Annotated in this window: 16 protein-coding genes; 8 read left to right on the top strand and 8 right to left on the bottom strand. The window is 56.8% G+C overall.

The genetic code is table 11. The features are described 5' to 3' along the window. Positions 1 to 25 precede the first annotated feature (25 nt). The 3 genes from MCM46_09300 to MCM46_09290 all read left to right on the top strand — a co-directional run bounded on the left by MCM46_09300 (position 26) and on the right by MCM46_09290 (position 4,139). Positions 26 to 2,623: an ERAP1-like C-terminal domain-containing protein gene (locus MCM46_09300; GenBank protein MCG3112001.1), complete on the top strand. Its 2,598-nt coding sequence runs from the start codon at positions 26 to 28 to the stop codon at positions 2,621 to 2,623. Positions 2,624 to 2,926: 303 nt separating this feature from the next. Next, on the top strand, positions 2,927 to 3,466 hold the full coding sequence (locus MCM46_09295) for a hypothetical protein (GenBank protein ID MCG3112000.1): 540 nt from the start codon (positions 2,927 to 2,929) through the stop codon (positions 3,464 to 3,466). 259 nt (positions 3,467 to 3,725) lie between these two features. Further along, complete coding sequence (locus MCM46_09290; GenBank protein MCG3111999.1) at positions 3,726 to 4,139, top strand: hypothetical protein; 414 nt, start codon at positions 3,726 to 3,728, stop codon at positions 4,137 to 4,139. Between the two features lie 43 nt (positions 4,140 to 4,182). Here MCM46_09290 and MCM46_09285 read toward each other — a convergent pair whose 3' ends face one another. Then, entirely contained in the window at positions 4,183 to 5,733 is a 1,551-nt protein-coding gene (locus MCM46_09285; GenBank protein ID MCG3111998.1) for an ATP-dependent DNA ligase, read from the bottom strand. 125 nt (positions 5,734 to 5,858) lie between these two features. Here MCM46_09285 and MCM46_09280 point away from each other — a divergent pair, with 125 nt between their 5' ends. Then, positions 5,859 to 7,205: an erythromycin esterase family protein gene (locus MCM46_09280; protein MCG3111997.1), complete on the top strand. Its 1,347-nt coding sequence runs from the start codon at positions 5,859 to 5,861 to the stop codon at positions 7,203 to 7,205. A 43-nt stretch (positions 7,206 to 7,248) separates the two neighbouring features. Here MCM46_09280 and MCM46_09275 read toward each other — a convergent pair whose 3' ends face one another. Then, positions 7,249 to 8,919 (bottom strand): AarF/UbiB family protein, encoded by a 1,671-nt coding sequence (locus MCM46_09275; GenBank protein ID MCG3111996.1) that lies wholly within the window; start codon positions 8,917 to 8,919, stop codon positions 7,249 to 7,251. Between the two features lie 218 nt (positions 8,920 to 9,137). Here MCM46_09275 and MCM46_09270 point away from each other — a divergent pair, with 218 nt between their 5' ends. Together MCM46_09270 and MCM46_09265 are read left to right on the top strand one after the other, a co-directional pair. Next, positions 9,138 to 9,632, top strand: coding sequence for a hypothetical protein (locus MCM46_09270; GenBank protein MCG3111995.1), 495 nt, complete (start codon positions 9,138 to 9,140; stop codon positions 9,630 to 9,632). A gap of 531 nt (positions 9,633 to 10,163) precedes the next feature. After that, positions 10,164 to 10,457, top strand: a complete 294-nt coding sequence (locus tag MCM46_09265) for a hypothetical protein (GenBank protein MCG3111994.1) — start codon at positions 10,164 to 10,166, stop codon at positions 10,455 to 10,457. Between the two features lie 144 nt (positions 10,458 to 10,601). Here MCM46_09265 and MCM46_09260 read toward each other — a convergent pair whose 3' ends face one another. Next, positions 10,602 to 11,102 carry a response regulator gene (locus MCM46_09260; protein MCG3111993.1) on the bottom strand — a complete coding sequence of 167 codons (501 nt, stop codon included), beginning with the start codon at positions 11,100 to 11,102 and terminating at the stop codon, positions 10,602 to 10,604. 389 nt (positions 11,103 to 11,491) lie between these two features. Between MCM46_09260 and MCM46_09255 the strand changes: the two genes are divergently transcribed. Next, positions 11,492 to 13,240: a diguanylate cyclase gene (locus MCM46_09255; protein MCG3111992.1), complete on the top strand. Its 1,749-nt coding sequence runs from the start codon at positions 11,492 to 11,494 to the stop codon at positions 13,238 to 13,240. Between the two features lie 267 nt (positions 13,241 to 13,507). Then, positions 13,508 to 15,340 (top strand): diguanylate cyclase, encoded by a 1,833-nt coding sequence (locus MCM46_09250; protein ID MCG3111991.1) that lies wholly within the window; start codon positions 13,508 to 13,510, stop codon positions 15,338 to 15,340. A gap of 31 nt (positions 15,341 to 15,371) precedes the next feature. Here the strand turns inward: MCM46_09250 and MCM46_09245 are convergent, their stop codons facing one another. The 5 genes from MCM46_09245 to MCM46_09225 form a co-directional block, all read right to left on the bottom strand. After that, positions 15,372 to 16,340 (bottom strand): hypothetical protein, encoded by a 969-nt coding sequence (locus tag MCM46_09245; protein ID MCG3111990.1) that lies wholly within the window; start codon positions 16,338 to 16,340, stop codon positions 15,372 to 15,374. Between the two features lie 101 nt (positions 16,341 to 16,441). Beyond that, positions 16,442 to 16,888, bottom strand: a complete 447-nt coding sequence (locus MCM46_09240) for a hypothetical protein (protein ID MCG3111989.1) — start codon at positions 16,886 to 16,888, stop codon at positions 16,442 to 16,444. 27 nt (positions 16,889 to 16,915) lie between these two features. After that, complete coding sequence (locus MCM46_09235) at positions 16,916 to 18,013, bottom strand: M4 family metallopeptidase (GenBank protein ID MCG3111988.1); 1,098 nt, start codon at positions 18,011 to 18,013, stop codon at positions 16,916 to 16,918. A 178-nt stretch (positions 18,014 to 18,191) separates the two neighbouring features. Continuing rightward, the gene (locus MCM46_09230; protein MCG3111987.1) at positions 18,192 to 18,434 is read right to left on the bottom strand and encodes a type II toxin-antitoxin system HicA family toxin; all 243 of its coding nucleotides are present in this window, start codon (positions 18,432 to 18,434) and stop codon (positions 18,192 to 18,194) included. Next, positions 18,431 to 18,640: a 2-oxoisovalerate dehydrogenase gene (locus MCM46_09225; protein MCG3111986.1), complete on the bottom strand. Its 210-nt coding sequence runs from the start codon at positions 18,638 to 18,640 to the stop codon at positions 18,431 to 18,433. Before MCM46_09225 ends, MCM46_09230 begins: the two co-directional genes overlap by 4 nt. Positions 18,641 to 18,706 lie beyond the last annotated feature (66 nt).

Here is an 18,706-nt window from a genome sequence, read left to right as displayed (position 1 = left end):
CATTTTATCTTTAGACAGGAGATCTATGAGCCCATTGATCGAAGGACGCCTGCCGGGGCGGGTCCGGCCTGAGCTGTACCATCTTCGACTCACCGTTGTTCCCGAGGAGCGTCGGTTCGAAGGGGAGGTGACGATTGAAATTCAGGTGGCGGAGCCGACCGATGCCGTCACCCTCCATGCCTTGGAGCTGGAGGTTTCTCAGGCGACGGGGGGAAGAAGCGGCGCGTCTCTTCCGGCCCGCGTCTCCGCCGATTCTCCTTCCGAAACGATCACCCTCCATTTCCCCGAAGCGATCCCGGCCGGACCGGCCGCGTTGCAGCTTCGGTTTTCGGGCAAACTGAACCGGCAGCTTCGCGGCCTCTATGAAGCGCAGGCCGGCGGCGAGACCTACGCCTTCACGCAGTTCGAGGCGACCGACGCCCGCCGGATGTTTCCCTCTTTCGATGAGCCGGGGTTGAAGGCTCGGTTTCGCCTCACCGTCACGATTCCCGTACATCTGACCGCCCTCTCGAACATGCCGGTGGTTGATCAGAAGGCCGATGGAAAAATGAAGACGGTCGCCTTCGATGAAACGCCGGTCATGTCGACCTACCTTCTCGCCTTGGCGGTCGCGCGCCTGGAATCGAAGGAGATCGAGGTGGCCGGGACCCGCGTCGCCCTCTGGACGGTGCCAGGCCAGCTTCACCTCGGCGACTTTGCTCTGAAAGTGACCTCGGCGGTCCTTCCCCTCCTGAACGATTATTTCGATCTCCCCTACCCCTATCCCAAACTCGATCTCGTCAGCGTTCCCGACTTCGCCATGGGGGCGATGGAGAACTGGGGGGCGATCTTCTTCCGCGACTCCCGCCTTTTGCTCGATGAAACGCTCGCCTCGACCGGGACCCAGCGGGGGGTCGCCAATGTCATCACCCACGAAATCGTCCACCAATGGTTCGGCAACCTGGTGACGATGGAGTGGTGGGACGATCTCTGGCTGAATGAAGCGTTCGCCACCTGGCTGGCGGTGAAGATCGTCGATCAGTGGCGGCCGGAGTGGAACTCCTGGGTGGAGTTTCAGCAGGAGAAGCAGATTCCCCTCGGTGTCGACGCGTTGCAGAGCACCCGGCCGATTCAGGCGAAGGTGACCAGCGCGGCGCAAATCGAAGAGATGTTCGACGCGTTGACCTACGAGAAGGGGGCCGCCTGTCTTCGGATGATCGAGCAGTTCTTGGGAGAAGAGGCCTTCAGAAAAGGGATTCGCGACTATATGAAGGCGCACCAGTACAAAAACACCGTCTCGTCCGATCTTTGGACCGCCTTGGAAGCGGCCTCCGGCCAGCCGGTTTCGGCGATCGCCAAAGATTGGTTTACCCAACCGGGCTTCCCCCTTATTTCCCTGGAGGCCTCCGAGAGCCAGTTCCGGAATCTTACGGTCGAGCAGCGGCGGTTCTTCGCGGCCGGCCGCGCCGTCGGCGAGGCTTCCCCGCTCCTCTGGTCGGTCCCTTTTACGTTGAAATACGAAGATGACACCGGTCTTCAGACCCACCGGGTGCTTCTCAAGAACCGGGTCACCCCGGTCCCCCTTCCCGGAAATGGGGCGGTCCGCTGGGTCTACGGGAATGCAGAGGAGAGGGGCTTTTTCCGGACCGAATACAACCGTCCCCTCCGAGACGCCCTTCAGCCGATCGCGACGACGGCCCTCTCCGCCCCGGAGCGGATTGGATTTTTGAATCATCTCTGGGCCCTGAGCGTCAGCGGCGATCTCTCGATCGTGACCTTCATGGAGATGCTCGTCCGGTTCAAGGGGGATGCAACCCGTGTCGTGGTCGAGGCGGCGGCGGGATACTTCGAGACCCTTTCGAATCAGCTGGTGATGCCGAAGGATCGGCCGAAGTTTCAGGCGCTCGTGAAGGAGTTCTTCGAGCCGGTCTGGAAAGAGGTCGGCTGGGACCCGGCGCCCGGGGAGGATGATGAGCGGCGGCTCACCCGCGCCGCCGCCCTCTGGGCGATGGGGGCGCTGGCGCAGGATGAAGAGATCCTCTCGGAGCTCCCCCGGCGGTGGACACGGTATCAGGCGAAGCCGACCTCGATCGATCCGACCCTGACCACGCCGCTTGTTCGTCTGACCGCCCGGACCGACGGCGGCTCCGGATTCGACCGCTTCGTCCAGAAATTCAAAACCGCCGCGACCCCCGAAGATCGCGACCGGTACCTCTTGGCGCTGGCCGATTTTGCCAAGCCCGATCTGGCCCGGAAGCTCTTGGAGTTTTCTCTCTCGGAAGAGGTCCGCTCGCAGGACGTCTGGAAGCCGGTTCGGTATCTGCTCGCCAACCCGACGGCGCAGGAGGAGGCGTGGAATTTCATCAAAGCCCGCTGGCAGCCGCTGCGCCAGAAGGGGGGGAGCGTCGGCGCCATGCGGATTATCCAGGGAACCCGCGCCTTGTGGCGTGACGCGTGGTACCAGGAGATCCACGCTTTCTTCAGCGACCCGGCCAACCGGGTCGCCGCCGCCGAACGGGCGCTGGCGCAGACGCTGGAGTTCATGCAGATCGGCATCCGCTTCAAAGAGCGCCAGCTAATCCCCCTCTCCCGCTGGCTTCAGGAGCGTGGGAGTGGGACCAAGCCGCTGATCCGGCAGTTTTAATGGCTGAAAATCTTGCAGACCTCTTTCAGCGGTGATTTTGTCTACGCCACTGTATGTGCTTTGAACAATGTCGTTGCTTCGCTTCCACTCAGAAGCAAAAGGTGGCTTCCCTTCGATGCACAACACCCCTCCATCGGGCGATTCTTCTCTACTCCTTTTGGAAGAATTGCCAACCCCCGAATAAAATGTCTAAGCTGAGTTATAGATGGACCTTATTGCAGCGGTCGCTTTCGGCTGAGTTAGACCTTGTCTCTCTGCCGGAGCATGAGAGGCCATCTAATAGACATACACATGGAGGAGATCATGATTCAAAATCAAAATCGTTACCTTAATCCGTTGAAGTGGATAGGGGGTTTCTTCTCTCTTTTCCTGTTGGCGGCATGCGCTACCGAGAATGTCCGGGTCGAAGAAGTTGCCGAGAAACCGGGAGATCACATTGGAGAACAGGTAAAGCTCCAGGGGGAGATTGAAGAGTCCTATGGAAATAGGGCGTTTACGATTGAAGATAATGGAGGAGAATCAATTTTCGTGATTGCGGAGCATCCCCTTTCAGTGACACAAGATCTGAAAGGAAAAAACGTGGAGGTGACCGGGACGGTCCGGCGATTCGACCGCAGCGAGATTGAGCGGGATCTTGAGACCGAATTCGATTCGGAGGTGACAGAAAACATTGAAGAAGGAGACCCGGTGATTGTCGCCAGAGAGGTGATCGGGGATGAAGAGGAATTCGAAGGAATGGGCGGAGGCCGCAATCTTGTCGACGAACCGGGTTTGGACAATGAGTTCATGGACCCAAAGAATGAACTCTTTGTGCCGAACACCGATGAAGAACCGAGTCGGTAGATCCGTTTGTAAATGACGTCTTATCCGCAGGCATCAGTCAGTGCCCGCCGGCGGCCGTCCGATATTGTAGGGCGAACCGCCGGCGGGCAAAGGTTTTTTCAATGGGTTAACGATCTATCCCAGGTGATTCTGATCGGAGAGCCCTGTTTTTTACCGACGTATTTACACTTCGAGCGCACCCCCAGTCCCCTCATTGTTTAAGGTGGCATTTTCCCTCAAAAAGGAGTAAAATGAACCAAACTTTTTGAGAAAGGGTGCAATGAGTACAACGAAAAAATATCAGGTTGGAGAAGAGATCACTTCGGTTTGCACGAAGTGTAAGCTTCCCCTCGACCATACAATTGCAGCGATGGTGGGAGAGCGGGTTGCCAAGGTGCAGTGTAAGACGTGCGGCGGGCTCCATCGGTATGTCAATCCTGCGGCGGGAGAGTCCCCCGCCCGAAAGGCCGCAAAACAGACCAAGCTGGAGCATGCTTGGGAACAGTTGGTCCAGTCATCCTCATCAAAAAAGAAGCAGCCGTATACCTTTGCCGGTCCCTTCAAGCAGAATGATTTAATCGATCATGCCCAGTTTGGCCTTGGGGTGGTGACCCAGCGTCTTTCGTGGGACAAGATTCAGGTTACCTTTAAGGAAGGGGAGAAAATTCTCCTTTCAAAGCGAAAGGTGCAATAGAATCGCGAAAATTTGGAAGGCGACTTGCCCCTTCCCGCTCTTGTTATCTCATGTCTAATCGCGTTTCTCGCCTGAAGATCTCCATCACCGTTTGTATTGTATCGGCTTCGTCGGCCGGCTTGTCCGGCCGATAACGCTTGACCCGCGCAAAACGGAGGGCCATCCCGGCCGGATAACGGGGCGACGCCTGTACATCGGAAAAGGCAACCTCCACCACCAGTTCGGGCCGGAGATAAACCGTCCAAGCATCCCGTGCCGTCTCCATCGCGAGAAACTTCTCCGTCTGCCATTGAAGCATTTCGTCCGTGAGTCCTTTAAAGGTCTTTCCCAACATAATGAATTGACCGCTCTCCGGATCCCGCGCCCCCAAATGAAGATTGGAGAGCCATCCCGACCGGCGGCCGTTTCCCCACTCCGCCGCCAGGACCACCAAGTCAAGGGTCTTGGCCGTCTTCAACTTCAGCCAATACGATCCGCGCTGTCCGGCGGTGTAGGGGGCCGCAAGCCCCTTCGCCATCAATCCTTCATGACCCGCCTCCAGCGCTCGCCGCTGAAACCGCGCGGCCTCCTCTCGATCGGCTGTGATGATTTGCGGAATCAGCGCGTCAGGCGGGATGACTTCAGAGAGGTTCTCGAATCGCTTCCGATAAGGAAGAGATAAAAGCGAGCGTCCTTCCCGGTAGAGACAATCAAAAAAGAAGGAGGTCAGCGGGATCTCCCGCCGCATCGCCTCGATATTCTTCATCCGGCCGAACCGCCGCATCGTCGTCTGAAACGGCTGAGGCGTTCCGTCGGGCCGAAGTGCGATCGCCTCCCCCTCCAGAATGATCTCCGCCACCGGTAAGGCTCGGGTCCACTCCACAATCTCCGGGAGGCGGTCGGTCACCTCCTGAAGCTGGCGGGTGAAGATCTTAACCGCCTCGCCCCCTTTGTGAACCTGAATCCGCGCCCCATCCAGTTTGAACTCAAACCCCGCTTCACTCAATCGTTCGATCGCCTCATCGACCGTGTCGGCGGTCTGGGCGAGCATCGGAGCCACCGGGGAAAAGAGGCGAAGTGAGAATCGCCCCAATCCGACACCCCCCTCTTCCAGGGCAACCCGCGCCACCTCGCCGATGTTCCCGGAAAACATCATCGCCTGTCGGACCTCGGGGGCCGGAAGAGCGGCCGCTTTGGCGATCGCTTCCAAGACCAGTCCTTCAAGCGCCCCCTGGCGAAGTTCTCCCATCAACAGCTGCGCCAGAAAGCGGCGCTCGTCGGGATCGGCTTGTTGAAGAAGTCGTTGGAGCGCGGCCATCTTCCGTCCGGCCGAACCGGCGCCGCGCTCTTCAGCCATCTTCTGGAAGCAAGCGTCCACCTCCTGAAGTGTCAGAGACGAATGCGGCACGCTCTCGATAGAGAGCGTTGTCCCAATCAACCGTCCGCCGATTCCAATCTTTCCTTGAGGAAGGGTGCCGGTGAGATAGGATGCGCAGAGGGCCGTTTCCGGTCCCGCCGTCCGTTTAAAAAAATCGGCGATCAGGGTGATCTTCTCGTTCTTACGCGTCGTTTCCCGAACCCGGGCGGTCAACTGAACCAGATCGTGAAGATGCATCCGGCCATTATACAACGGAACCGGATCGGGACAAAAGAAACGGTTCTACTTCTTTTCGGGGAATTGCCCTCACCCTGCTCGAGCGGCTAACCTAAAAATTAAACCGATAGATAAAAGAGCGCGCCATGGAAAAGAACCCGAACCAACGGTCGCGTCGTCCGCCGGAAAAGGAGAAAAAATGGAGGGCGCTTCAGGAAATCGCCCAGCCGCTCGGCGGGCCGGAGCGCCTTGATCCCCTCCTGGATCGGATCGGAGAGGCCAAGTACGTCCTGCTTGGAGAGGCTTCGCATGGCACCTCCGAGTATTACACCTGGCGGGATCAGATCAGCGAGCGGCTGATCCGGGAAAAGGGATTCTCCTTCATTGCGGTGGAGGGAGACTGGCCCGACTGCTACGAGGTCAATCGATATGTGAAAGGGAGGCCGAACGCGGGAGAGAGCGCGGAAGAGGTACTGAAGAAATTCAATCGCTGGCCGACCTGGATGTGGGCCAACGAAGAGGTCGAGGCATTTGCCGAATGGCTCCATCGATTCAATCAAGCCCTTTCGGAAGAAAACCGGGTTGGTTTTTACGGTCTGGATGTCTACAGCCTCTGGGATTCGATGCATGCTGTGGTCGAGTACTTGAGCCGGATCGATCCGGAAGCGGCCCGGGCGGCCAAGCAAGCGTATCGTTGTTTTGAGCCGTACGGGGGAGATGCACAAGAGTATGCCCGGGCGACCGCATTCGTCCCCGCTTCGTGCGAAACCGAGGTGATTCAGATCTTGACGATGCTCCGGCGGAAAATACGGGAGTTCCCGAACGACCGGGAAGCGCTGTTCAGCGCAGAGCAGAATGCGCTTATCGTCCGGAATGCGGAGCGTTACTACCGGACGATGGTGCGCGGCGGGGCGGCTTCCTGGAACATCCGAGATTGTCACATGACCGACACGCTCGATCGTCTGATGCAGTTTCACGGGCCTTCGGCGAAGGCGATCGTCTGGGAACACAACACCCATATCGGGGATGCCCGCGCGACCAATATGGCCGAGGCGGGAATGATCAATGTCGGCCAGCTCGTGCGCGAGCGGCACGGGGAAGAGAATGCCGTTCTGGTCGGCTTCGGGTCGTACCGGGGGAGTGTCGTCGCCGCGGTGGAGTGGGAGGCGCCGATGGAGATCATGCCGGTGCCGCCGGCGCGCCAGGGGAGCTGGGAAGAGAGGCTTCATCGGGATTCGACGGAGGACCGGATTTTCATTTTCAATCAGCTCGATCAACGACCCGACCAGGAGCGATATCGGCCCGTGGACCATCGCGCGATTGGTGTCGTCTACCATCCCGATCTGGAGCGGTATGGAAATTATGTGCCGTCGATGATGCTGCGCCGCTACGATGCTTTTATCTATCTCGATGAAACGGGGGCGCTCCATCCGTACTACATCGAGCCAAGGGAGCAGCGGGAGCCGCCGGAGACTTATCCGTCGGCTGCGTAGCAAGGAGTTAGGCAAACAGGTTTTGGCTCACGAGGGTTAAGGATCACCGCCGCCGCGCCTTGTCCCGATGGTCTTGGATGAAGATATTGATCAGCAGCCAGGACCCCCCTCCGGCGGCCGCCAAAAAACAGAGCATCGCCAGGCCGGGATACCCCAAGATGCGGAAAGAGGTCTCCACCCGCATCAGCAGGGCCGCGCCGACGATCAAGGCGGCCAGGATCAAACCGGCTGTAATCCGGTTGGCCACCTTCTGGAAGCCGGCCAGGTAGAGCTCGGTTTCCATCGGCCGGATTTTCACCTCCAGCTCGGAATGCACCAGGGCATCCAGGATGCGGTTTAGCCTTGTCGGCAGGTTTCCGACGAAATCTTTCATCTCCAGGAGGGAACCCCACATCTGTCCGGGGGAGAGGCTCTTCCATCCCCGCTGCTCCATGATCCCGCTGACATGGCGGCGGACCGCGTCGGTCGGATTGAAGGAGGGTTGCAGCGTCCTTCCAACTTGGTCGAGTTGAAGCAGCGTTTTTCCAAGCAAGGTCAGATCGGGGGGGACTTTCAGCCCATGCTCCACCGCATGGCGGACCAAGCCTAAGATCGCCTTCCCGACGTCGATCTCCTGAAGGGGAGCGTCCTTCTGCTCGATGATCAACTCGGAAATCTTCCGTCGAAATTCCATCTCCTGGAAAGAGTCCCGTTTTTCACTGATCCGGATGAGGATATCCGCCGCGCTTTCCGTCTCCCCTTCGCTGATCGCAAGGAGCAGCTTCAGCAGATGCTCCTGTGTGGAGGAGGCAACGCGCCCGACCATCCCAAGATCGAGCAAAGCGATCCGCCGATCATCGGTGACGTAGATGTTCCCTGGGTGCGGATCGGCATGGAAGAGACCGTCGACTAGAATCTGCTTCAGGTACGCATGAAAAAGATCATCGGCCAGTTTCGCTCCATCGACCTCCAGGCTGACCAACGGTCCGAGTGACGTGATCTTTTTCCCGGAGACATATTCCATCGTCAAAACCCGCGAGGTTGTATAATCGTCGATCGGAAGGGGGACCTGAATCTGTACAAATTCACGCAGGTTGTTTGCCAGCGCTGCGAGCTGTGCCGCCTCCTTCCGATAGTCGAGCTCACGCAGAAGGCTCTTTCTCATCTCATCGAAGAGTTTCACAAATTGATAACGCTTTCCCACCTCGGTATGGGCCTCAAGAAAGGCGGCGATCTCCTCCAGCACCTCCATGTCTTCCAGAATCTGAGAACGGATGCCGGGACGCTGTACTTTTACGACGACCGGTCGTCCTTCACGAAGGGCGGCGAGGTGGACCTGACCGAGTGAGGCGGCCGCAAGCGGCTCCGGGTTGAAGTAAGAAAATCCCTTTGAGAGCCGCACGCCGAGCTCTTCCTGGATAATCTTTTCCACCTCTTCGTAGGAGAACGGCTTGACCTCTTCGTGCAGACGGGAGAGAGCTTGAAGGTAAGGTAGCGGCAGAAGATCGGCCCGGCTGGCAAGGAGCTGGCCCAGCTTCACAAAGGTCGGTCCCATCCGCTCCAGGTCGTCGGTGAGCCGCTCCGGCTCGTTTCCGACGGCCAACAGCGGTTCCTCCTCGGAGAGGATCTCGTCAAACTCGGTATTCTTGAATAAGTGGCTGTTTCCGTACCTGAAGAAGAGAAGAGCGATATCTTTGTAACGCTTGAGATGTTGGGGCTTGAGTGAGAGCTTCATGGGTTTTTTCCTCGTTAAACGGTGGAAGATTCGCATCGATTGATCGCGCATCCGCCATGACTCTAAGATCCTGATCTATTATAGACCGTTTGGGTGCTCCGTTGGAACGGTCGAGATTGTGCCGGAACGGGAGATTATGAGGAATAATCCTTTTGAAGCATTGAAAGCGGCAAGGCGAACAGCTACGATCGACTCAAGAAGAGAAGACAGGAGGAAACATGAGGACTCGAGTGCTGATCGATTTAACGCATGTCTATGATGAAGAGGGAGGGGTTGAAGAGATCGGTGCCGATCCGAATGTTTATTCGGATGAGGCGCCGCCGTCCGGAGAGCCGCCTCCCTTTCCGACCTTCTTACCAGGGTATGCGGTGGAGATTCCGGAAAAAATGAGGAGAGACGCCGTCGAATTCGAGCCGGCGGTCCGGGATGACGACGCCGCGCCGGATGGGAATGCGCGGCTCACCGATCGGATCCCGGCCAATCGGGAATTCTTGCGGTTTCTTTTGGAGCAGGACGCAGAGATCTATGCCGATGGATTTGAGGTCGACTACTTGGAAACCGCCGAGACAGTCGGGTTTGAACCGAAGGGGCCCTGGACCGGATACAAATCTCGCAATCTCGCCTTCTTCCTAAATGAGAAAGACGCCCGCGGATATGAAGAGGCGCTCCGGCGCTACCAAGCGCCGGAGCCGGAAACAGGAAAAGCTGCATAGCCGGATCGATTAAGAAAGCTTTGATTTACGCCGCCGGACCTTGATATGATTTTCTTCGAGGCGGGATCGATCATGTCGGCAGACGAGGAAGCTTATCTCGATGAACTCTTGGGCCGTACGCGTTGCGCGCGCTGCGGTCAAATTTTGCGTGGAGAGGTCGAGTGCCCCTTCTGTAGCCTTTTTCCGGAACCGGTCCGAGCGCAGCGGACTCCCAAATGGGTTTATCTGACCGCTTGCTTCCTGACTTCCCCCGTAAGCCTCCCCTTCTTGTACGCCACTCGCCGGTTGACCCCCAAGGAGAAACTCGTGGCCGGATCGGGTGCATTCCTTTGGCCTTTTCTATTTTGGATCCTGTAGAGAACGTGAGTTACAAAAGTGAACAGAATGGTCGTTTCATTATGGAACAATTTGTCTCTTTCGGAGCAGGATGTATTTCATAATATGTTGATATAATTAAATTTTTAATAATGGCACCCCATTTGCTCTATAAGAGGGCAGGTTAGATATTAAAGGTTCTCAAAGGAGGGCGCCATGTTTCAAGAATACATCGTTTATGGACTCGAGGGACTTGCCGGTTTCGCATTGATCAACATGCTTTTGCTTGGGATCTACACCGCTTTGCACCTACCCTGGGCCAATGATTTCAAGACGATTACGGTGGAATGGATCAATTTCGTCCGCCGAGGGGTGCCTGTCCCGGCCGATTCACCCAAGTTTGAAAAGCGGCTACCGGGTGAGGAAATGATTGCTCCTCTAAGATTTCTTCCAGAAGCGTCTACTTTTGAAACGGAAACATATGTAGGCTCGTCCTTTGTTCGGTCTTAAGGGACGATCGCCCACCGAACGGGTCAGCCGACCCCCCTTGACCCCGCCCCGAGGTCTCCTCGCGGTCGGGGTTTTCTTTTTGGAAGATGCTGGATCATCCAAGCGTCTGATCCGTTTGAACGGTTCTCTCTTATTCTCCTCGCATCAAAAAGGAAAGCGGTTTATCGCCGGCCTCTTTTGAAGCGAACGCAAGCGGATCCATAGCCCGAGCTGCACAAGACGGCTGTAGAGACCCACCACCAGAAAAGCGAGTGAAAAAATGTCCGGGGGTTTTGGCGTCGAAAGATGGTATTGAACCTTTTCAAGGATTTCCTGCGGTGTGAAGGGTTTGATGATGTACTCTCTTACCCGCAGAGTAATCGCTTGTGTTTTGGAGGAGGTATCGCCTTTCGCGCTGAGGAAAAAAATAATCGTATCCCGCAATGCCGGATCGTCCCGAATGCGCCGGCAGACCTCGAATCCATCCATTTTCGGCAACATTAAATCCAAGAGAATCAAGGCGGGACGCTTCTCGGTGGCCATATGAAGGGCTTCTACCCCGTCTCTCGCAACTGAAACGGCATATCCCCCTTTTTTTAAGATCGCCGTGAGAATCGTAACCGCATCGGAATTGTCATCGACAATAAGGATCTTCTCTCCTGCCATCGCTTGTTCTCCTTTCACATTGCTGGTATCGATGTGATCTGATTATAGGCGGCCGCCATACAGGGATGCAATTCACCAAATCGGATTAATACCCGAAGGTCCGGTAGCGTCGGATCCGTTCGCCATCGTCCGGATAGGTCCCTCGTCTCCCTCTTACTGGAAAAACTCCCATTTTTCTTAATCGCTATTTAACCAAACTTGTTTTAAACTATCGTTTCCGACCCTGCGAATTCTTTCTCTCCTATCCGCGCGATCCGAGTGTTTTTCGCCCCTTTCTTTAGCGATGGAGATCCGCGATGAAAAATCGTCCAACCAAATCATCCGATAAGCGGTCCCAAGAAAAACTTCAAGGTAAAAACAAAACATCAAAACGATCGACTCCGGATAAAATGGCGCGTTTACTCCAGGAGCTGCAGGCCCACCACATTGAACTGGAGATGCAGAACGAGGCGCTTCTGGAAGCCCAGGCGATGCTGGAGGAGTCTCGAAATCGATATTCGGATCTTTATGACTTCGCTCCCCTCGGCTACTTTACATTCGACTGCAACGGTCTCATCCTCGGAGTCAATTTGACCGGCGCGGACCAGTTGGGAATGGAGCGGCAGCAGATCGTTGAAAAACCTTTTACCCTTTACGTTGCGCAAGAAGATCAACCCCATTTTCGGGATCATCTCGCCGCGGTTTTCCACGGCGGCGGCCGACGGCACTGTGAAATAAAAATGAACGGGAGGAACACTTCGTATTACGTCCAACTGGAAAGCCTTCTTGTCGAAGAGGAGGGGGGCGACCGGCGCTGCCGGACGGCGATGACCGATATCACCCCTCGGAAAAGGGCCGAAGAAGAGACGAAAAAAATAAATGAGTTGCTGGAGAGCCGGATTCTCCAACGGACCATTGAGCTGAAAACCGCCAATCAGGTACTTCAAAATGAAGTCATCGAACGGAAGAAGGCCGAACAGGCGCTGGCGCGGCAGGCGAATCTCGATGCGTTGACGGGACTCTACAACCGCCGTTATTTTGATCTTCGCGCAGACGAGGAGATCGCGCGGGCTGATCGGAAGGGGAGTTGTCTCGCGATTCTCCTTTGCGATTTGGATCATTTTAAATCGATCAACGACACCCTCGGCCATCAGACCGGAGATCGGGTCTTAAAGTCGGTGGCGCAGAGCATTCAGGAGTGCATCCGAGAGATCGATCTGGTCTTTCGGTGGGGGGGGGATGAGATCGCCGTCCTCCTGATCGACACCTCTCGGGAAGGGGTCCTCATTACTGCGGAGCGGATTCGGAGCGCGGTGAAAAAACTAGGTGAAGAGGCTCAGCTTCCCCTCGATATCAGCGTCGGGGTGGCCTTTTACCCGGAACACGGCGTCACGATCGATGGGTTGATCAGCCTGGCGGACCGATCGCTCTATATCGCCAAACAAGGGGACGATAAGATTCACATCGGGGCGGAGGAGTATCTCCTTGATGAGCGGAGTATCAAGGTGGTCTTTCAGCCGGTCGTCGATCTTCGCTCAGGCCGGTCGATCGGATACGAAGCGCTGACGCGGGATCCGCAAGGAAAGCTGACGGCCCCGGAGCTCTTTCAGCGATATCAGGCGATCGGTCAGCTAAACGAATTGAAGCGGCTCTGCTTCTCCTCCCAGCTGAACGAGGCGCAGCGGCTCGGCTTGCAGGGAGCGAGGCTCTTCCTGAATGTCGATTTCCATCTTTTGCATCAGATCGAATTAATGCAAAAACCGGAAGGAATCGATGTGATTTTGGAAATTTCGGAGACGGAGGCGCTGCATAGCCATCATGTCGAGAGTTACCTCGCGCTCGCCGAAAAATGGCGCGCGCAGGGGTTCCAACTCGCCATCGACGATTTCGGGGCGGGGTTCGTCTCCTTCCCCTTCATCGCACAGTTGGTTCCGGAGTATATCAAGATCGATCGCTCGACCCTGCTTCAGGCGGTCTCCTCCCTGAAATTCCGAAAGTTTTTAAAGGACCTGGTCTTCGCACTGCAAAATTATACGACCCGGGGGATTGTTGCGGAAGGGATCGAGACCGAACAAGAGCTGGCGGTCGTCCGGGAGATCGGGGTCGATCTCGGCCAGGGATTTCTGTTCGGCCGGCCGGAGCTGTTGATACCCGCCTGAAAATTCAAATCGATCCGCCGGACAGGGGTCTCATCCGACCGCTTTAGAATGTCTCCCTAACGTGGCGGTCCTCTTCTCCTTTCCGATTCGACCTGGAAAAACTCCCCATTTTCTTAATCGCTATTTGGGATAATTCGTTTTAAAGTATCGGTTTCAACCCCATGAATCCTCTCTCCGCTTCTCCCATTCGATCTGATCACGTTCTCATCTAAATTGTATACCGGGATATGCTGGAAAAGTTTTTGTCTCTTTAACCTGGAGATAATAATGAACAGGCGTCAAACCAAATTGCCCGCCCATGAAAAGTTAAACGGAAAAAACAAAATGCTGAAACGATTGGCTCAGGGAAAAATGGCACGTCTGCTTGAAGAGTTAAAGACGCAACAGGCCAAACTGGAAATGCAAAATGAGGAGCTACGGGAAACCCAGGCCAGGCTTGAAAAATTCGGCAACCGGTATTCGAATCTTTATCACGGCGCCCCGGTCGGCGATTTTATCTTCGATTGCGACGGCGCCATTCTGGAGGTCAATCCCGCCGGCGCGGAACAGTTGGGGGGGGAGCGGCATCAGATCATTGATCAGCCCTTTACCCGCTATCTTTCTCAAGAAGACCAAATCCGCTTTCGCACCCATCTTGCGGCGGTTTTTCAAGACGGCCGCCGCCGTCGCTGTGAAATCAAAATAAAAAGAGGGGACCGCCTCTTCGATGCCCAGATGGAGAGTCTCTTGGTCGAAGGGGAGCGGGGCACACGACACTGTCGGACGGTGATGATCGATATCACCTCACGAAAGAAAGCCGAGGAAGAGATCAAGAGATTGAATAAATCTCTGGAGAGTCAAATTCTGCTTCAAACGGCCGAGCTGAGAGCAACGAATCAAGCGCTTGAAAACGAAATCATGGAGCGGATGAAGGCAGAGCAGACAGTGGCGCTGAAGGGAAATGTAGACGCGACGACCGGACTTTACAGCCGCCGCTACTTTGATCTTCGTGCGGACGAAGAAATCGCGCGGGTCGACCGAAAGGGGGGGTGTTTTGCAATCCTCCTCTGCGATTTGAACTATTTTAAAGCGGTCACCCACACACTCGGCCATCAAACCGGGGACCGGGTCTTAAAGGCGTTGGCTCGGAAAATCGTGGAGAGCACGCGAGAGAGCGATCTTGTCTTTCGCTGGAGGGGAGATCAAATCGCCGTCCTCCTGACGGAGACCTCCCGGGAAGGGGTCGTCCTCGCCGCGGAGCGGATTCGGAGAGCGGTGGCAAACGTCAGTGAAGAGACGCAGGTTCTCCTGCATATCCATATCGGAGCGGCGCTCTACCCCGAGCACGGTTTTACGATTGATGCGTTGATCGACCTGGCGAACCGCTCCCTCTCCCTCGCCAAACAGGGGAGAGAAAAGATTCACATCGGCAATGGGAAACATCGACTCAATGAGCGGGATATCGGAATGGTTTTTCAGCCGGTGATCGATCTTCGCTCCAGCCGGCCGATCGGTTACGAGGCGCTCACGCGGGATCCTTTGGGGAAGCTGACCGTGCCGCAGCTCTTTAAGCGTTACGAAGTGATCGGCCAACTCGGTGAGTTAAAGCGGCTCTGCTTCCGCTCCCAGCTCAATGAGGCGCAAAAGCCCGCCTTCCAGGGAGGACGGCTTTTTCTGAACGTCGATTTCCAGCTTCTCGATCAGATCGAATTGATCCGGAAGCCGGAAGGGATCGACGTGGTTTTGGAGATCTCGGAGGCGGAAGCATGCCGTCACCGGCATATCGAGCGGTATCTTACGCTCGTCGAAAAGTGGCGCGAACAGGGGTTCCAGGTCGCCATCGATGATTTCGGAGCGGGCGCGGGCTCTTTCCCCTTTGTCGGGAAGTTGATTCCGGATTATATCAAGATCGACCGCTCCACCCTGCTCCAGGCGGTCTCTTCTCCGAAGCTCCGCGATTTTTTAAACGATCTGGTTTTTATCTTGCGCAATTACACCACGCGGGGGATGATTGCGGAGGGGATTGAGACCGAACAGGAATTGACCCTCGTCCGGGAGATGGGGATCGATCTCGGCCAGGGCTTTTTATTCGGCCGCCCGGAGGCGCTGATGTCGGCCTGAAACGTTTAAGTCGTTGTCACGCCGGGAAGGGCTACTGGGTCCGAACGACGATGAGCTGATCGGTTCCCGACTCCGCCCCCCAGATCTCGCCGGGCCGGCCGAGCATCTGCCGGACCGCGGCGCCGGCGCTCGGAATGGGGATCACTTCAAACGTCTCCTTCGCCGGATCGAAGCGCATGAACGCGTTCGCGCTGAAATCGCTCACCCAGACCTGATCTTTCTCATCGACGAAGATCGAATAAATTTTCGGACTCTCGCCGGGGGCGTGCCACTCCTTCCATTGATTTTTCGCCGGATCGTACATTCCCACCTTCCCGGCGTTCCATTCGCTGATCCAGAGCCGCCCGAGGGAGTCGGACCAGACCCGCCGCGCTCCCTGATCGGGCGTCGGCGGCGCAATCACCGTCGCCTTCCCGGTTTTCGGATCGATCTTCGCGAGATAACTCCCGGCGAGCGAGACGTAGTAGACGCTGCCGTCGGGCGCGGTCGCAATGCCGTACGGTCCCCGTCCCTTCGGCGCGTCGAAAACTTCCATCCGCCCCGACGTCGGCTCAAGACATCCGTAAATGCCGTTCTGGCCGGTGAACCAGAGGATCCCCTGGCGGTCGAACGTCGCGGTGTTGAGATTGGCGTTGCTTCTCCCCGGCGGGAGGGGAAAGCTCTTAACGGCGTGGGTGGCCGGATCGACCCGAACAATGGCATTCAGGCCGCTGTCGGTGATCCAGGGAGCGCCGTCGGGGCCGACGATCACCCCGTGCGGGCGCGACCCCTCGCCGAGCGGGATGTGGACCGTCTTCCCCGTGGCCGGATCGAGACGGCCTAACTCGCCGGAACCCTGTGCCGTGTACCAGACCGCGCCGTCCGGTGCCGGGGCGACATCGTGCGGCCGCGACCCGCGCGGCACCGGGTACTCTTGAACAAGCGGGGCGGCTGCTGCAGAGTCGATGGCGCCGGAAAGGGCCAAGACCCAAACCAGCATATAGATTAATTCCCTCTTCATCTCTCTATTTTCCTTACGTAAGCTGAAGCGTGATCAAGCGCTTCTCGGACGAGAATCATCAAGCGCCCTTTTAATCACGGTACCACAACCGAAGCGGCTCCTCAACCGGTGCGCGCCGTCTCCCTTTTTGCGGCTTCGTTGAGCCACTCGATCAGCGGTCTTAATTGCTCCGGAGCGGCGGTCTCGGTGGTGCGGACGCGGTGTTGCTTGCCGTCGATCTCGACGGTGATGCTGTAGCGGAATTCGTCGGGCCGGGCCGGGCCGGGAATCTCCTCCGGAAGGCCGAAGAAGCCGGCGCGGTCGATCAAATCGCGAAGGCGCTTTTCTTCCTCTTCCGGGAGCGATTCCGAATCGAAGGCGGCGGCCGTCCTCATCCCGGCCAGCCCGCCGGAGCGCACGAAGCGGACCTGCACGTCGCGCTCCTTCCGGAAGAATCCTTCCCCTTCAGGGCCGAGGCTTTTTCCGCAGCCTTGAAGGGCGATCAGAAGGGAGAGGAGCAGAGCGGGGAAAAGCGGTCGGATGGAAGCTTTCGGCCGATAGTTGTCCATGTTCCTCGCGCCTCCGGTCTGCGGGATTCAGGCCGCGGCCTTCTTCAGCTTTACCTCGATATTAATCCCAACCTGAGACCAGCCGTTTTTCACCGCTTGCTGTTCCTTGCTCCCCGGACCGAAGAGCTCCCCGGCTACTTGGAAGGTATGATTCGCAGCGCTCTGAAACCCCGAGTTCCATCGAATTCGATCCCGCAGGGCGACATACCAGATCATCCCCGCTTTTTCCCAGGCGTGGCCGCCAAGCTCCGTTGCCACTCGGTAGAAGGCATGGTTCGGGATCCCCGAGTTAATGTGAACGCCGCCGTTATCCTCCCAGAAGGCGAGCTTCTTGTAATCCTTCATGTGGGCCGGTTGCGGATCTTTTCCGAGGACGGGATCATCGTAGGCGCTCCCCGGCGCCTTCATCGACCGGATTGCGGTTGCATTCACGTTTGACGTGAAGAGACCTTCTCCGATCAGCCAGTCGGCCCGGTCGGCGGTTTGGTTTTGGGTCCGCTGCTTGACGAGCGAGCCGAAGACATCGGACATCGATTCATTCAGCGCTCCCGACTGAAACCGGTAGGCGAGGTTCGCCTCGAATTGCGTCACGCCGTGGGTCAGCTCGTGCCCGATCACATCGATCGAGGAGGTAAACCGGTTCCAGAGGCGGTCTTGCTCCGGCATGTCTTCGTCGCCGTCGCCGTAGACCATCTGCTGGCCGTTCCAAAAGGCGTTGTCGTAGCCTTTGAGGAAGTGGACGGTCGAGATCAACCGCATTCCGCGGTCGTCGATTGAATTTCGCTCGAAGATTTCCATGTAGAGATCATAGGTCGCCCCCGCGCCGTCGTAGGCTTCATCGACGGCGGGATCGCCGGTCGGGAGGTCCCCCTCGTTTCGGACCAGCTTCCCGGGGAGCTCGTCTTCGTGCTGCGCATCGTAAACCGATCTTCCTTTGGCGCCGATGAGGGGGGTCATCAAAAGCGGGGCGATCGGCGCGAGCGCTTGGCGATGTCCGCGGATCTGGTCTGAAATGGATAACGCGCGCCAGGCCGAGGCCTTCTGATTCGAATTGCCTCGCTCCGCCACGTTCCGCAGAATATGGGGTGGAATGATACAGTAAAGCGGGTTGCATCGATGGGTCATCGCAGTCCCTCCTTCTGTTTAGGTTTGATGGCCGCTCCGCGCCAGGACCTTCCCTTGCTTCTAAAGAAAGAATCCGGACGGAGGGGTGGGAAAAACGGCGGAATCGGCACCCGCCGGTGGGTCGCTAAATGGAAAGTCTACGCTTCTGAAAAGAGTAAATGCAAGGGGGGAGAGTGATTTATCCGAAGAGTTCTTTTAAGAGTTCTTCTTTTGATTTTTTGAGATGGACGGCGACGTCGGAGAGGATCGCATTGAGTGTGCCGACCCGGAGGAAGTCATGGGCGGGAATCGTCACATGATGTTCTCCTCCTTCCGTTGTTGTCAATCGAAGGTGACTTCCTGTTTGGCGCGTGACCGAGTAACCATAGCGTTCCAAGCGTTTTGAAAGTGTCTCCGCGCTGAGATCACGAGGAAGTTTCATAGGGCGAGGACTTCATCCTTCACCAAATGCAGCCGTATCAGTTTAGGGGCTCCGGACCGATCGGTGTAATGGCAGGCTACGGCATCAAGAATATTTTGCCTTAACGTATCCCAGTCATCCGCCTCTGTGAAAATACTCTCACCGAGGGCCCGGGCGTTGTATCCTCCCTCCGGCGCTTCTTCGATTAGAAAAACCAACTCACTCATCTTTTCTCCTTATCACCAAGGAAGGCTGCTTTCCATCAGCATCCGTTATTCTAACTCTAACTCAAA

Origin of the sequence: Candidatus Manganitrophus morganii, from assembly GCA_021651055.1 — a bacterium.
GTDB classification, from domain to species: domain Bacteria; phylum Nitrospirota; class Nitrospiria; order SBBL01; family Manganitrophaceae; genus Manganitrophus; species Manganitrophus morganii.
The sequence above is the reverse complement of the archived record's forward strand: the minus strand, read 5'-3'. Positions and strand labels throughout refer to the sequence as shown.

Coding starts and splice junctions, on each gene's coding strand:
- MCM46_09300 (MCG3112001.1), top strand. CDS start 26: ATGAGCCCATTGATCGAAGGACGCCTGCCGGGGCGGGTCCGGCCTGAG.
- MCM46_09295 (MCG3112000.1), top strand. CDS start 2,927: ATGATTCAAAATCAAAATCGTTACCTTAATCCGTTGAAGTGGATAGGG.
- MCM46_09290 (MCG3111999.1), top strand. CDS start 3,726: ATGAGTACAACGAAAAAATATCAGGTTGGAGAAGAGATCACTTCGGTT.
- MCM46_09285 (MCG3111998.1), bottom strand. CDS start 5,733: ATGCATCTTCACGATCTGGTTCAGTTGACCGCCCGGGTTCGGGAAACG.
- MCM46_09280 (MCG3111997.1), top strand. CDS start 5,859: ATGGAAAAGAACCCGAACCAACGGTCGCGTCGTCCGCCGGAAAAGGAG.
- MCM46_09275 (MCG3111996.1), bottom strand. CDS start 8,919: ATGAAGCTCTCACTCAAGCCCCAACATCTCAAGCGTTACAAAGATATC.
- MCM46_09270 (MCG3111995.1), top strand. CDS start 9,138: ATGAGGACTCGAGTGCTGATCGATTTAACGCATGTCTATGATGAAGAG.
- MCM46_09265 (MCG3111994.1), top strand. CDS start 10,164: ATGTTTCAAGAATACATCGTTTATGGACTCGAGGGACTTGCCGGTTTC.
- MCM46_09260 (MCG3111993.1), bottom strand. CDS start 11,102: ATGGCAGGAGAGAAGATCCTTATTGTCGATGACAATTCCGATGCGGTT.
- MCM46_09255 (MCG3111992.1), top strand. CDS start 11,492: ATGGCGCGTTTACTCCAGGAGCTGCAGGCCCACCACATTGAACTGGAG.
- MCM46_09250 (MCG3111991.1), top strand. CDS start 13,508: ATGAACAGGCGTCAAACCAAATTGCCCGCCCATGAAAAGTTAAACGGA.
- MCM46_09245 (MCG3111990.1), bottom strand. CDS start 16,340: ATGAAGAGGGAATTAATCTATATGCTGGTTTGGGTCTTGGCCCTTTCC.
- MCM46_09240 (MCG3111989.1), bottom strand. CDS start 16,888: ATGGACAACTATCGGCCGAAAGCTTCCATCCGACCGCTTTTCCCCGCT.
- MCM46_09235 (MCG3111988.1), bottom strand. CDS start 18,013: ATGACCCATCGATGCAACCCGCTTTACTGTATCATTCCACCCCATATT.
- MCM46_09230 (MCG3111987.1), bottom strand. CDS start 18,434: ATGAAACTTCCTCGTGATCTCAGCGCGGAGACACTTTCAAAACGCTTG.
- MCM46_09225 (MCG3111986.1), bottom strand. CDS start 18,640: ATGAGTGAGTTGGTTTTTCTAATCGAAGAAGCGCCGGAGGGAGGATAC.